Genomic DNA, 12,842 nt, shown 5'->3' on the forward strand with positions numbered 1-12,842 from the left:
GTTTCACGGATCATGCCTCGGCCTCCGCGCCGCGCGAGGCCACGCCTTCGTCGAGCAGCCACGCGCGAAACGCCGCGAAGGCCGGCAGGTCGAGCCGGTCCGGCCGGTAGCACAGGTAGTGCCCCTGGTTCACGTTCACCGGCGTGCCGCACGGGCTCAGCAGCGCGCCTTCGGCCAGCTCTTCCTGCACCAGCAGCCTGGGCACCAGGCCGATGCCCAGGCCATTGAGCGCCGCCTGGATCAGCGCCGAGTACTGCGCGAAGCGCGGGCCGGCCACCGTTTGCACCTCGGGCACGCCGTGCTGCGCGGCCCACTGGCGCCAGGCGGTGGGCGCGCCCTCGTGGTGCAGCAGCGTGTGGCCCAGGATGTCGGCGGGCTGGGCAATGCGGTGGCGCCCCTCGACCAGCGTGCGCGCCACGATCAGCACGAACTCGCGCCCCGCGATGTACTCCGACACCACCCCCGGCCAGCCGTCGGGGCCGTAGCGGATGGCGGCGTCCACGCCGGCCGGAATGCCGTCGCTGGGCTCCAGGTGGCGGCTGAAGCTCAACATGACGTGGCGGCTCTTCTGGCTGAAGGCCGGCAGGCGCGGAATGAGCCACTTGGTGAGGAAGGTGGGCACGCTCGCCAGCGTGAGCAGGCCGGCGCCGGCATCGCCCGAGCGCGCCTCGAAGGTGGCGGTCTCGATGGCGCGCAGGCCGCCCGAAATCTTCTGCCAGTACACGCGCCCCTGCGGCGTGAGCTGCACGCCGCGCCCGTTCTTCTGCAGCAGCTCGCGGCCCAGGAAGGCCTCGAGCCCCGCGATCTGCTTGCTGACCGCGCTCACGGTGATGCACAGGGCACCGGCCGCCAGCGTGATGCTCTGGTGCCGCGCCACGGCGTCGAAAGCCAGCAGCTCCTGGATGGTGGGGCAGTCACGCTTCATGCGGCCTGGCCCTCATGTGTGAAAGCTGCGTGAAAAACATTTTCCAATTGCTCAAGTGTCGTCATCCAACATTCACCCATGGGTGCCCATGCGCTTCCTAGAATTCGGGACATTGCTGCGGCACGCCCTGCGCAGACAGTAGCGCATCCGGAAAGTATGCCGGCTGCTCAAGACACTGGAGACAACCTTGGTTCGCGGCATCTCGCTCATCTACGGCCTGTACCTGCTGCTGCCCATCGCGCTGCTGATGATCGGCAGCCTGGGCGGCAACTGGACCAACACGCTGCTGCCCACGGGCATCACGGGGCAGTGGTACGTCGACCTGTGGCTCGACACCTCGTTCCGCAAGGCCTTCGTCAGCAGCCTGGTGGTGGCCATGTCGGCCTGCGCCATCAACACCGTGCTGGCGCTGCCGCTGGCCTATGCGCTGTACCACGGCGCGCGGCGCGGCGGCAGCCTCGCGGCGCGCATCGTGAGCGCCACGCCGGTGGCGGTGCCGCCGATCACCATGGCCTTCGGCTACATGATCGTGTTCAACACCGACCTGGCGCCCTGGCTGGGCTCGATGCCGCTGCTGATCGCGGCGCACGCCATCCTCACGCTGCCCTACCTCACCAACACGCTGCTGGCCGACCTGCGCCACCTCGACCTGGGCCGGCTCGAACAGGCGGCCGCCACGCTCGGTGCCTCGGGCTGGCAGCAGTTCACCGGCATCGTGCTGCCCAGCGTGCGGCAGAGCCTGATCAGCGGGCTGGTGATGGTGGCGGCCATTTCGGTGGGCGAGTTCGGCGTGTCGAACCTGCTCACGAGCTTCCAGAACCGCACCTACCCTGTCGTGCTGCTGCAGGCCTTCTACGGCGCCACGGGCTTCGCCTGCGCGGCCACGGTCATTCTTCTCGTGCTGGCGAGCGCGTCGGCCCTCCTGTCTTCTTCCCTGGTGAAGCAACGCGCGTAACCCTCCCATGAGCCTCCTTCTCGACAACGTCAGCTACAACTACCCCGGCAGCACGCACGGCCTGCACGACGTGTCGCTGGACGTGCGCACCGGCGAACTGGTCGCGGTGATCGGGCCCAGCGGGTCGGGCAAGTCGACGCTGCTGAAGCTGGTGGCGGGCCTGGAGACGGGCCACACCGGGCGCATCGCGCTGGGCGGCGACGACATGTCGCGCACGCCGGTGCACCAGCGCCACATCGGCATGGTGTTCCAGAGCTATGCGCTGTTTCCGCACCTGAGCGTGCTCGACAACGTGGCCTACGGGCTCAAGCTGCGCAAGGTAGCCACCGCCGAGCGCCGCCAGCGCGCGCAGGACCTGCTCGACATCGTGGGGCTGGGCGACTACGCGCAGCGCGGCATCGCGCAACTCTCCGGCGGGCAGCAGCAGCGCGTGGCGCTGGCCCGCGCGCTGGCCATCGACCCGCGCGCCCTGCTGCTCGACGAGCCGCTGTCGGCGCTCGACGCCAGCGTGCGCGGCCACCTGCGCGACCAGATCCGCGCCATCCAGCAGCGCTTCAACGCCACCACGCTGCTGGTCACGCACGACCAGGAAGAAGCGCTGGTGATGGCCGACCGCGTGGCCATGCTGAAAGACGGCCGGCTGCTGCAGATCGCCACGCCGCGCGACATCTACGAGCACCCGGCGAGCCGCGCGGTGGCCGAGTTCGTCGGGCTATCGACGATCCTGCCTGCGAAGGTGAGCGGCCCCGACCGCATCGACCTGGGCTTTGCCGAGCTCGCCGCGCCCACCGGCACACGGGCCTTCGGCGCGGCGGTGCACGTGCTGGTGCGCCCCGAGCACATCCGGCCCGACCCGGCGCCCGGCAGCCTGAACCTGCTGGCGGGCCGCACCGGCGCACAGCGCTACCTGGGCGCGCTCACGCGCTACGACTTCGAGGTGCCGGGCGCGGCCAGGCCCTTCCTCGCCGAGTCGGCAATGCCCGCCGCGCAGGCCATCGCCATCGCGCCCGAACACCTTCGTTTGCTCGACCACTGACGCAGCCTTTTCCTTCATTTCCTCCAAGGAGCCACCATGCAACGCAGACATCTGATCCAGGCCGCAGGCGCACTGTCCCTGTCCACGCTCGCGGCCCGCACCGCCTTCGCCTTCGACGGCCCCGAGCTCTACGCGGGCGAGAAGGCGCTGTACGCCGAGGCGCAGAAGGAAGGCCTGTGCGTGTCCTTCGACACCGGCCCCGAATGGGCCAACTGGAAGTCGCTGTTCGCGGCCTTCAAGAAGCGCTACCCCGAGATCGAGCTGACCTACAACGACATCGGCTCGGCCGCCACCGTGGTCGCGCTCGAAAAGACCAAGCGCCGCCCGCAGGCCGACACCGCCTACTACTTCGCGGCCTCGGGCGTCGATGCCGCGAAGAAGGATGTGGTCGCACCCTTCAAGCCCGCCAACTTCGACAAGCTGCCCCCGGTGTTCCGCGAGGCCGAGGGCCGGTGGTTCACCATCCACACGCTGAACATCGCGTTCCTGGTCAACAAGAAACTGGTGAAGAACGTGCCCACGGGCTGGGCCGACCTGCTCAAGCCCGAATACAAGAGCTCGGTGGTGTACCTCGACCCGCGCTCCACCGGCATCGGCCAGGTGCTGACCTTTGCCGCGGCCTACGCCAACGGCGGCAGCGTGGACAACGTGCAGCCCGGCACCGACTACCTGGGCAAGCTGCACTCCGCCGGCAACGTGCTGCGCGTGGAAGGCACCACGCCGTACGCCAAGTTCCTGAAGGGCGAGATCCCGGTGTGGATCAGCTACGAGAACGACGGCCTGAAGGCCAAGCACGTCGACGGCATGGGCGACGCGGCCGAGGTCGTGATTCCGAAGGAAGCCAGCGTGGCCGCGCCCTACGCCATCAGCCTGGTGAAGAACGGCCCGAACCCCAACGCCGGCAAGCTGTGGCTGAACTTCGTCATGAGCGAGGCGGGCCAGTCGCTGTTCGCGCAGGGCTTCGTGCGCCCCGCCGTGCCGGGCACGCCGCTGTCGGCCGACATCGCGGCCAAGATGCCCGCCGCGCCGCAGATCCGTCCGCTCGACGTGGTGAAGGCCTCGGAGCGCAAGGCCGAGGTCGACAAGCTCTGGGCGCTGGCCGCCCTGGGCAAGTAGGCAGGAAGAACCGGCCGTGATGCGACGCTTTGGCGCCTGGCCCGCATGGGCCTTCATGGCGCTGTTCTTCGCGGTGCCGCTGGCGGCGCTGCTGCCCGAGGCCTTTGCCAACGGCGGCAGCGCCTTCGGGCGGCTGTTCGGCAACGCGCTGTTCTTCGGGGCACTGCGCAACACGCTGGGCCTGGGGCTGGCGGCGGGCGCGGTGTCTGCGCTGGTGGGCACGTGCATCGCGATCGAGCTGGCGCGCCAGCCCGAAGGCCGGCGCCAATGGATGATGACCTTGCTGGGCCTGCCGCTCGCGTTCTCGGGCCTGGTGATCGCCTACGGCTTCATCCTGGCCTTCGGGCGCGCGGGCTTCGTCACGCAACTGCTGGCGGGGCTGGGCGCGGACCCGGCGCTGATCGGCAGCTGGATCTACAGCGTGTCGGGCCTGGGCTTCGCCTATGCCTATTACCTGATTCCGCGCGTGGCGCTGTCGCTGTACCCGGTGTTCGCGAACCTCGACCTGCGCCCGGCGCAGGCGGCGCGCACGCTGGGTGCATCGAAGGCGCGCGCGTTCTGGGACACGGTGGTGCCCGAGGTGATCCCCTCGGTGCTGTCGAACGCCTGCATGGTGGCCGCGATTGCGATGGGCACCTACGGCACGGCGCTGGCGCTGGTTGGCACGCAGCTGAACATCCTGCCGCTGATGCTGCTGGCGCAGGTGGGCGACGGCGGTTCCGATTTCGCGGTGGCGGCGGCCTTGTCGCTGGTGCTGATGGTGGTGTGTGTGATCGTGATGGGAGTGGGCGATGTCTTTACGCGAAGGCGCGAGCGCGGTGCTGTCGGCGCCGGTCACTGAGGCGCTGACGCGCCTGGCGCAGCGGCAGTGGGGGCCCGCGCGCCACCGACAGCCGGTGGCCATCCTCGGCCCGGGCGACGGCGGGCCGGCCGAGTGCGAAGCCGCCTATGCGGTGGCGCACGCGCTGGCCGGCGCGGGCATGGCGGTGGTGTGCGGCGGGCGCGGCGGCGTGATGGCCGCGGCCTCGCGCGGTGCGGTGGAGGCCGGCGGCATTGCGGTGGGCATCCTGCCCGAGGAAGACGACCGCAACGCCAACGAGTGGCTCAGCGTGGCCATCCCCACCGGGATGGGCGAGATGCGCAACGGCATCATCGCGCGCAGCGGCGTGTGCCTGGTCGCCATCGGCGGCAACATGGGCACGCTGTCGGAGATGGCGATGGGGCTGAAATGGGGCAAGCCGGTGTTCGTGATGCACGGCGACGTGGAGCTGCCGGGCGCCGTGCAGGCTGTGGATGTGAACGACATGCTGGTGAAGGTGCTGGGCTGCCTGCTGGACTGAGATGCCGGCACGCGTGGCACTGCACAATGCCGTCATGCCCTACATGCCCACCTTCGTCGCCCCCGCCCGCTTCACCGACGCAGCCGCCGCGCTGGACCAGGTCAAGGCCATCTACCAGGGCGGCATCGCCCACCTTCGCGAGTCGATGCTGCGCTTCGTGGCCGGCGAGGCGCTGCCGGGCCGGGTGCGGGCCTGCTACCCGTTCGTGCGGGTGCACACGCACACCGTCTCGCGCCACACGCCGCCGGCCAACGCCGGCCTGAGCTACGGTTTCGTGGCCGGCCCCGGCCGCTACGAGACCACGCTGACGCGGCCCGACCTGTTCTCGCGCTACTACCTCGACCAGTTCCGCCTGCTGCTGGAAAACCACCAGGTCGAGATCGAGGTGGGCACCAGCACGCAGCCCATTCCCATTCACTTCTCGTTCGCCGAAAACGACCACATCGAAGGCACCATGAGCAACGAGCGCCGCGCGCTCATGCGCGACGTGTTCGACCTGCCCGACCTGGGCGTGATGGACGACGGCATCGCCAACGGCACCTACGAGGCGCGCGACGGCGAGGCGCAGCCGCTGTCGCTGTTCACGGCCGCGCGCGTGGACTACTCGCTGCACCGCCTGCGCCACTACACGGGCACCGCGCCCGAGTGGTTCCAGAACTTCGTGCTGTTCACGAACTACCAGTTCTACATCGACGAGTTCGTGCGCCTGGGCCACGAGGCCATGGCCGACGAGAACAGCGAGTACGTGGCGTTCATCGAGCCCGGCAACGTCATCACGCGCCGGCGCGGGCTGGCGGCCGGCCAGAGCCAGACCTTCGGCCACCTGCTCGACGGCAGCCAGGGCACCGCCCCGCCGCGGCTGCCGCAGATGCCGGCCTACCACCTGGTGCGCGAGGACTACAGCGGCATCACCATGACCAACATCGGCGTCGGTCCGGCCAACGCCAAGACCATCACCGACCACATCGCCGTGCTGCGTCCGCACGCCTGGATGATGCTGGGCCACTGCGCCGGCCTGCGCAACACGCAGCAGCTGGGCGACTACGTGCTGGCCCACGCCTACGTGCGCGAGGACCACGTGCTCGACGAGGAGCTGCCGCTGTGGGTGCCGATTCCGGCGCTCTCGGAGATCCAGCTCGCGCTTGAGCAGGCGGTGGCCGACGTCACGCGCTACGAGGGGCCCGACCTGAAGAAGATCATGCGCACCGGCACCGTGGCCAGCACCGACAACCGCAACTGGGAGCTGCTGCCGGGCAACCAGCCGCAGCGCCGCTTCAGCCAGAGCCGGGCGGTGGCGCTCGACATGGAAAGCGCGACCATCGCGGCCAACGGCTTCCGCTTCCGGGTGCCCTACGGCACCCTGCTGTGCGTGAGCGACAAGCCGCTGCATGGCGAGATCAAGCTGCCCGGCATGGCCAACCACTTCTACCGCGAGCGCGTGGAGCAGCACCTGCGCATCGGCATGCGGGCCATCGAGATCCTGCGCGAAGAGGGCTCCACGCGGCTGCACAGCCGCAAGTTGCGCAGCTTTGCCGAGGTGGCGTTCCAGTAGGAACGACCCTGCGGGCCTGTTGCCGCAGGGCGCGGGCGTCCATCAGGGTTTGTCCCCGCCTGCGGGGGTGGGGGATTGCGGTGTTTCGCGGACATCATCCGGACTACCCACAGTCAACCGGAAAAAAGATGCCGCAGTCGCCTTCCGCCTTTGTCTCGCGCCGACACTTCTCGGCATGGATCGCGGCTTCGGCCGCCGTTGCCGGCACCGGGGGCGCCGCACTGTGGCCCGCCGGCGCGAACGCCGCCGACGCCCCGCTGAGCAACAGGCTGCGCATAGTCATTCCCGCCGAGCCGGGCGGCGGCTGGGACCAGACCGGCCGCGGGCTCGGCGCGGCCATGCTGGCCTCTGGCGCGGTCGGCAGCGTGGTGTACGACAACATCCCCGGCGTGGGCGGCACGCTCGCCCTGGCGAAGTACGTCGAGAAGTACAACGCCGACCCCGACACGGTGCTGATGAGCGGCATGGTCATGGTCGGTGCGCTCGCGCTGCAGAAGCCCGCCGTCACGCTGGCCGACATGACCCCCATCGCCCGCCTCACCAGCGACTACGAGGTGGTGGCGGTGAAGGCCGACTCCCCCCTGAAGAGCACGAGCGACCTGATCGCGCAGCTGCGCGCGGATGCCGCCGCCACCGTCATCGCGGGCGGCTCGGCCGGCGGCGTGGACCACATGTTCGCCGGCCTGCTGGCGCGCGCGGCGGGCGCCTCCGCGTCGCTGGTCTACCTGGCGCACGCAGGCGGCGCACAGGTGGTCGAGGCGCTGGAATCGGGCAAGGCCGCGGCCGGCATCTCGGGCCACAGCGAGTTCGCCGAAGGCCTGGCCAGCGGCAAGCTGCGCGCCATCGGCGTGTCGGCCAAGCGTCCGTTCCTGGGCATTGCGTCGGTGCGCGAACAGGGCGTGGACGCCGACCTCGCCAACTGGCGCGGTGTGTTCACCGGCAAGAAGGTGCCGCCGTACCGCAAGACCGCGCTGCTCGAGGTGGTGCGCCGCGCGACCGCCACCGATGTGTGGCAGAAAACCATCAAAACCAACAACTGGGAAGCCTTCTGGCTGGAGGGCAAGGATTTCGAGAACTTCCTCGCGCTCGACATGGCGGCAGCCGGTCCCTTGATTCAGCAACTCAAGCTGAAAGCCTGATTCCCCAGGCGCATCGAAGCTGCCGGGCAAAGACCGTTGCGGCCCGGTGACCCGGGTTTTCCCTAGGCAATCAATGTGAAGGGCTGACACGGTTTTCGGACATCATCCGGTTACTTTTACAGACAATCGGAAACAAAATGCCGCATTCCGCGCCCGTCGGCCTCTCTCGCCGAAGCCTCGCCGCATGGATGGCCGCAGGTGTGGTGCCCGCCGCGCTCTGGCCCAGGATGTCGGGCGCGGCCGAACCGCAACTGGCACCCAAGCTGCGCATCGTCATTCCTGCCAATGAAGGCGGCGGCTGGGACCAGACCGGCCGCGCGCTCGGCGCGGCCATGGTGGCCGCAGGCGCGGTGGGCGAGGTCAGCTACGAGAACATCGGCGGCAAGGGCGGCACCATCGGCCTGGCGAAATACGTCGAGAAGTACGACGCCGACCCCGACACCCTGCTGATGAGCGGCATGGTCATGGTCGGCGCGGTCGCGCTGCAGAAGCCCGCCGTCACCCTGGCGCAGGTCGCGCCCGTGGCGCGGCTCACCAGCGACTACGAAGTGGTGGCGGTGAAGGCCGACTCGCCCATCAAGACGCCCAAGGACCTGATCGCGCAACTGCGCGCCGACGCCGCGAAGACGGTCATCGCGGGCGGCTCGGCCGGCGGCGTGGACCACATGTACGCGGGCATGCTGGCGCGCGTGGCGGGCAACGCGGGCTCGCTGGCCTACCAGGCGCACCCGGGCGGCGCGCAGGTGGTGGAGGCGCTCGAAACGGGCAAGGCCGCGGCCGGCATCTCGGGCTACAGCGAATTCGCGGACCAACTGGCCAACGGCAAGCTGCGTGCCATCGGCGTGTCGGCCAAGCGCCCCTTCCAGGGCATTCCGTCGGTGCGCGAACAGGGCGTGGACGCCGACCTCGCCAACTGGCGCGGCGTGCTCACCGGCAAGAAAGTGCCCGCCGAACGCCGCGCCGTGCTGCTCGAAGCGGTGCGCCGCGCCACCGCGGCCGACCTCTGGCAAAAAACCATCAAGCGCAACAACTGGGACGCGTACTGGATGGCGGGCAAGGACTTCGAGAGCTTCCTGGACCTGGACACGGCCATGGCCGGGCCGCTGATCTACCTGCTGAAGCTGAAGGCCTGATCCTGCGGCACGCCGTTCGCCTCAGGCGAACAGCTCCGGCATTTCGCGCTGCGCCTTCGGCGTCAGCGTGAGCGCGCGCCCGTCGAGCGCCTGGCGCACCCAGCCCCGGCGCAGCGACAGCTGCAGCCATGCGGCACCCAGCGCGCCGCCCAGATGCGCACGCCGCTCGCTCCAGTCCAGGCAGGCACAGGCGAAGCGGCGGCGCGAGCGGCGCACCGCATCGACGTCGACACCCAGGCTCTGCAGCGCGATCGCGCCTTCGGGCGTCAGCTCGTACGAGCCGCTCTGCAGGCCGCTGAGCCAGCCCTGCGCATGCAGCCGGTCGTGCAGCGCGACGCCGGCCGTGCCCGCCATGTGGTCGTAGCAGGTGCGCGCGCTGCGCAGGCGGCTCGGCGTGCTGGGCTCGAAGGCGGGCGTGCGCGGGGCGCCGGCCAGCACCATCAGGCTTTCGAGCGCGGCGGCGACGTCGTGGCTGGCCAGGCGAAAGTAGCGGTGCTTGCCTTGCACCAGCAGCTCGACCAGCCGCTCTTCCTTCAGCCGTGCCAGGTGCGCGCTCGCTGTGGACGCGGCCACCTCGGCCACGGTGGCGAGCTCGGTCGCGGTGCGCGCGTGGCCGTCCATCAGGCAGCTCAGCATGCGGGCGCGCGCCGGCTCGGCGATGGCGCCGGCCAGGCGGGCCAGCTGGAAGTCGGCGCTGGATGAAGGCGAGTCGGTGGTGTCCATCGGCGCATCGTAGAACGGCGGCGCATCCCACACTTCGCTCGCGGGCGAAGTGTGGCGGCAGTGTCGATCGCACACTGGGCGCATGAACTCTGACACCCCCGCCGACCCGGTCGCGGCCGCCACGCATGCCGACCCCTATCCGTACTACGCAACCCTGCGCGAAGGACCGCCGCTGGCATGGAACGATGCGCTGCGCGTGTGGATCGCGAGCCGCGCGGACGTCGTCGCGCAGGTGCTGCAGGTGCACGGTGCGCTGCGCGTGCGACCGGCGGCGGAACCGGTGCCCCGTGTCCTCTTGGGCAGCGCGGCCGGCGAGGTGTTCGGCCACCTGGTGCGCATGAACGACGGCGCGGCGCATGCGGCGCACCGGCCCGCGCTGCAGCGGGCGCTGGCCGGGCTCGACCTGCACGCGGTGCGAGAGGCCGCCTTGCAGGTGGCACAGCGCGTGCCAGAACGGCAGCCGCTGTCGGACACGCTGTTTTCGATGCCCGTGCAATCGGTGGCGCACCTGCTGGGCTTTGCCGACGTCGCACTGCCGCAGGTCGACCGGTGGATGCGCGACTTCGTCGCCTGCCTGTCGCCGCTGTCCACGGCCGGCCAGCTGCAGGACGCCAGCGCGGCGGCGGGCGCACTGATGACACGCTTCGAAGCGCTGGTGGCCGGCGCGCCGCCGCGGCACGGCACGCTGCTGCACGGCGTGCTGGCCGACAGCGCGCCGCCGTCACGCGCGTTGCTCGCGAACCTGGTCGGCCTGCTGTCGCAGACCTGCGATGCCACGGCGGGCCTGCTCGGCAACAGCCTGGTCGCCGTGATGCGCGAGCCTTCGCTGCGCGAAGCGGTCCGCACGCGCGATGGGCTGCAGGCTGTGGTTGAAGAGACGGCGCGGCACGACCCCTCCGTGCAGAACACGCGGCGCTTTGCAGTGGAGGCCGTCGCCATCGCGGGCACCACGCTGGCCGAAGGCGACGCGGTGCTGGTGCTGCTGGCCTCGGCCCAGCGCGACCCGCTGTTCAACCCCGACCCGGACCGCTTCATGCCAATGCGCGCCCAGCGCCGCATGCTCGGCTTCGGCCATGGCGTGCACGCCTGTCCGGGCCAGGCCCTGGCCTGCACGCTGGCGGCGGCCGGCCTCCAAGCCCTGCTGGCCCGCATGCCCGCGACCGACCTCGCAGCGCAGCGCCTGCGCGGCTGGCGCTACCGGCCGTCGGCCAACGCGCGCATTCCGGTGTTCCACTGACCGGTGCCCGCGAGGTGCGGCGACAGCTGCGCGTCGCTCCAGCGCAGCGGCAATGCCGCCGGGCGGCGCAGCGCGTGCGTCACGTGAAAGCGCATCAGCCGTTCCGCGCCTTCGAAGGCCTCGACCTCAGGCCCGCTCCACACGATCTCGGCCGTCACCGCCACGTGCAGCAGGTCGCCGCTGTCGAAGTCGATGAACAGCAGCCCCGCGCGCGGGTGCGCGGCCAGGTTGCCCAGCGTGTTGAAGAAGCGGTTGCCGTTGAAGTCGGGCACGGTGAGCGTGTCGTCGCCGTCGATGCGCACGAAGCCCGGGCGCCCGCCCCGGTGCGACACGTCGACGCCGTGCGAGCTCGCATCGGCCTCGTCGCCGGCCGCCGCTTCGTTCGGGTAGGCGGTGGCGATGAACAGCGTGTCTGCGCTGCCGATGAGGCGGTGCGCGGCCAGGTCGAGCCTGTCGAGCCACTGCGCCGGCTGCACGGGCAGCGCATTGCCCCGGTTCGAAGCGAGCGCGGGCTCGCGCGCCTGGATGTAGCGCGGGCAGTTGCCGAAGCTCTGCTGCACAGCGACCGTGAAGCCCGCGGCATCGAGCGCCTCGACCGTGCCGTTAATGCGGTTGCGCCGCCGCGTGTGCGGCTCGATGCCGAGCAGGCCCAGCGTGGCGCCTTGCGCCAACGGGCCGGCGAGCGGATCGCCCGCGGCGGGCAAGGCATCGACACGCAGGTGCGTGGCGTCGGGCGAGTGCATGAAGCCGGCCGGTGCGGCCAGCACGCTGGCCCAGGGCTGCAGCCCGGCGTCGAGGCTGCCCACCACGAGGAACGGCAGCTGCGCGAAGAACGCGCGGTGCTGGTCGGGCATGTGGTCGCGGATGACGCGTGGCCCCGCGAACTCCATCTGCTCGCGCGAACCTGCCAACGACTGCAGCGCACGTTCGCCCGCATGAAACGGCGCGGCGATCATGCGACCTCCGCCAGCCCGACGGGCGTGCGCACCATCGGAACAAAGCCGGGCAAGGCCTCCACGCGTTCGAGCCAGCCGCGCACGCTCGGGTAGGTGGCGAGCGACACGCTGCCTTCAGGCGCATGCGCCACATAGGCGTAGTTCGCGATGTCGGCCAGCGTGGCGGCCGGCCCCGCGAGAAAGGCCTGCTGCTGCAGGTGCAGCTCCATCACCGACAGCAGCGCATGCGAGCGCGCGACGGTTTCCGTCGGGTCGGTGGCCAGGCCGAACAGCGCCATGATGCGCGCCGCCGCCGGGCCGTACGCCAGCGGGCCGGCGGCCACCGAGAACCAGCGCTGCACGCGCGCCGCGCCCACCGCGTCGCGCGGCATCCAGCGCGCGGGGTCGCTCGCATAGCGTTCGTTGAGGTAGACCAGGATGGCGTTGGAGTCGGCCAGCGTGAGTTCGCCGTCGTCGATCACCGGCACCTGACCGAAGGGATTGCGCGCCAGGAACTCCGGCGCGCGGTGCTCGCCCCTGCGCATGTCGAGCTCGACGGTCTCGAACGGCAGCCCGAGCATCGTGAGGAACAGGCGCACGCGGTGCACGTGCCCTGAAATTGCAGAGCCGTAGAGCTTGATGGGCTGGGCGGGTCGAGCGGCGGCGGCGTTCATGGAGGGCCTTTCAGGAGTGAGGAGTGCCGGTGGGGGCGTTGTGCCGATTCTTCTCTCTTGCGCTCGATGAATGAATA

The 12,842-nt window shown here is 70.4% G+C and carries 13 protein-coding genes; 9 read left to right on the forward strand and 4 right to left on the reverse strand.

Annotated elements, in window-relative coordinates:
• Window positions 1-10: 10 nt before the first annotated feature.
• Window positions 11-925 (reverse strand): LysR substrate-binding domain-containing protein, encoded by a 915-nt coding sequence (locus AC0IYU_RS23185; RefSeq protein WP_435437634.1) that lies wholly within the window; start codon window positions 923-925, stop codon window positions 11-13.
• A 187-nt stretch (window positions 926-1,112) separates the two neighbouring features.
• Between AC0IYU_RS23185 and AC0IYU_RS23190 the strand changes: the two genes are divergently transcribed.
• From AC0IYU_RS23190 to AC0IYU_RS23225, 8 genes are all read left to right on the forward strand, one after another.
• Window positions 1,113-1,880, forward strand: a complete 768-nt coding sequence (locus tag AC0IYU_RS23190) for an ABC transporter permease (protein ID WP_435488063.1) — start codon at window positions 1,113-1,115, stop codon at window positions 1,878-1,880.
• A gap of 7 nt (window positions 1,881-1,887) precedes the next feature.
• Window positions 1,888-2,916: an ABC transporter ATP-binding protein gene (locus tag AC0IYU_RS23195; RefSeq protein WP_472121501.1), complete on the forward strand. Its 1,029-nt coding sequence runs from the start codon at window positions 1,888-1,890 to the stop codon at window positions 2,914-2,916.
• Between the two features lie 36 nt (window positions 2,917-2,952).
• A complete protein-coding gene (locus AC0IYU_RS23200; protein WP_472121503.1) occupies window positions 2,953-4,032 on the forward strand; it encodes an extracellular solute-binding protein in 1,080 nt (359 codons plus the stop codon).
• Between the two features lie 19 nt (window positions 4,033-4,051).
• Complete coding sequence (locus AC0IYU_RS23205; protein WP_472121506.1) at window positions 4,052-4,873, forward strand: ABC transporter permease; 822 nt, start codon at window positions 4,052-4,054, stop codon at window positions 4,871-4,873.
• Window positions 4,824-5,372 carry a TIGR00725 family protein gene (locus tag AC0IYU_RS23210; protein WP_472121509.1) on the forward strand — a complete coding sequence of 183 codons (549 nt, stop codon included), beginning with the start codon at window positions 4,824-4,826 and terminating at the stop codon, window positions 5,370-5,372. Before AC0IYU_RS23205 ends, AC0IYU_RS23210 begins: the two co-directional genes overlap by 50 nt.
• Before the next feature lie 34 nt (window positions 5,373-5,406).
• Complete coding sequence (locus AC0IYU_RS23215; protein WP_472121512.1) at window positions 5,407-6,924, forward strand: AMP nucleosidase; 1,518 nt, start codon at window positions 5,407-5,409, stop codon at window positions 6,922-6,924.
• Window positions 6,925-7,052: 128 nt separating this feature from the next.
• Window positions 7,053-8,063, forward strand: coding sequence for a Bug family tripartite tricarboxylate transporter substrate binding protein (locus AC0IYU_RS23220; protein WP_472121515.1), 1,011 nt, complete (start codon window positions 7,053-7,055; stop codon window positions 8,061-8,063).
• 137 nt (window positions 8,064-8,200) lie between these two features.
• Entirely contained in the window at window positions 8,201-9,196 is a 996-nt protein-coding gene (locus AC0IYU_RS23225) for a Bug family tripartite tricarboxylate transporter substrate binding protein (RefSeq protein ID WP_472121517.1), read from the forward strand.
• A 21-nt stretch (window positions 9,197-9,217) separates the two neighbouring features.
• Here the strand turns inward: AC0IYU_RS23225 and AC0IYU_RS23230 are convergent, their stop codons facing one another.
• On the reverse strand, window positions 9,218-9,919 hold the full coding sequence (locus tag AC0IYU_RS23230; RefSeq protein ID WP_435488057.1) for an ArsR/SmtB family transcription factor: 702 nt from the start codon (window positions 9,917-9,919) through the stop codon (window positions 9,218-9,220).
• Between the two features lie 82 nt (window positions 9,920-10,001).
• Here AC0IYU_RS23230 and AC0IYU_RS23235 point away from each other — a divergent pair, with 82 nt between their 5' ends.
• A complete protein-coding gene (locus AC0IYU_RS23235; protein WP_472121520.1) occupies window positions 10,002-11,156 on the forward strand; it encodes a cytochrome P450 in 1,155 nt (384 codons plus the stop codon).
• Here AC0IYU_RS23235 and AC0IYU_RS23240 read toward each other — a convergent pair.
• On the reverse strand, window positions 11,114-12,112 hold the full coding sequence (locus AC0IYU_RS23240) for a flavin-nucleotide-binding protein (protein ID WP_472121523.1): 999 nt from the start codon (window positions 12,110-12,112) through the stop codon (window positions 11,114-11,116). The genes AC0IYU_RS23235 and AC0IYU_RS23240 overlap by 43 nt on opposite strands.
• Window positions 12,109-12,765: a glutathione S-transferase family protein gene (locus AC0IYU_RS23245; protein ID WP_472121526.1), complete on the reverse strand. Its 657-nt coding sequence runs from the start codon at window positions 12,763-12,765 to the stop codon at window positions 12,109-12,111. Before AC0IYU_RS23245 ends, AC0IYU_RS23240 begins: the two co-directional genes overlap by 4 nt.
• Between the last annotated feature and the right edge of the window lie 77 nt (window positions 12,766-12,842).

It is taken from the genome of Variovorax sp. AC103 (assembly GCF_979254005.1).

Coding starts and splice junctions, on each gene's coding strand:
- AC0IYU_RS23205 (WP_472121506.1), top strand. CDS start 4,052: ATGCGACGCTTTGGCGCCTGGCCCGCATGGGCCTTCATGGCGCTGTTC.
- AC0IYU_RS23215 (WP_472121512.1), top strand. CDS start 5,407: ATGCCCTACATGCCCACCTTCGTCGCCCCCGCCCGCTTCACCGACGCA.
- AC0IYU_RS23235 (WP_472121520.1), top strand. CDS start 10,002: ATGAACTCTGACACCCCCGCCGACCCGGTCGCGGCCGCCACGCATGCC.
- AC0IYU_RS23210 (WP_472121509.1), top strand. CDS start 4,824: ATGTCTTTACGCGAAGGCGCGAGCGCGGTGCTGTCGGCGCCGGTCACT.
- AC0IYU_RS23185 (WP_435437634.1), bottom strand. CDS start 925: ATGAAGCGTGACTGCCCCACCATCCAGGAGCTGCTGGCTTTCGACGCC.
- AC0IYU_RS23240 (WP_472121523.1), bottom strand. CDS start 12,112: ATGATCGCCGCGCCGTTTCATGCGGGCGAACGTGCGCTGCAGTCGTTG.
- AC0IYU_RS23200 (WP_472121503.1), top strand. CDS start 2,953: ATGCAACGCAGACATCTGATCCAGGCCGCAGGCGCACTGTCCCTGTCC.
- AC0IYU_RS23225 (WP_472121517.1), top strand. CDS start 8,201: ATGCCGCATTCCGCGCCCGTCGGCCTCTCTCGCCGAAGCCTCGCCGCA.
- AC0IYU_RS23220 (WP_472121515.1), top strand. CDS start 7,053: ATGCCGCAGTCGCCTTCCGCCTTTGTCTCGCGCCGACACTTCTCGGCA.
- AC0IYU_RS23245 (WP_472121526.1), bottom strand. CDS start 12,765: ATGAACGCCGCCGCCGCTCGACCCGCCCAGCCCATCAAGCTCTACGGC.
- AC0IYU_RS23230 (WP_435488057.1), bottom strand. CDS start 9,919: ATGGACACCACCGACTCGCCTTCATCCAGCGCCGACTTCCAGCTGGCC.
- AC0IYU_RS23195 (WP_472121501.1), top strand. CDS start 1,888: ATGAGCCTCCTTCTCGACAACGTCAGCTACAACTACCCCGGCAGCACG.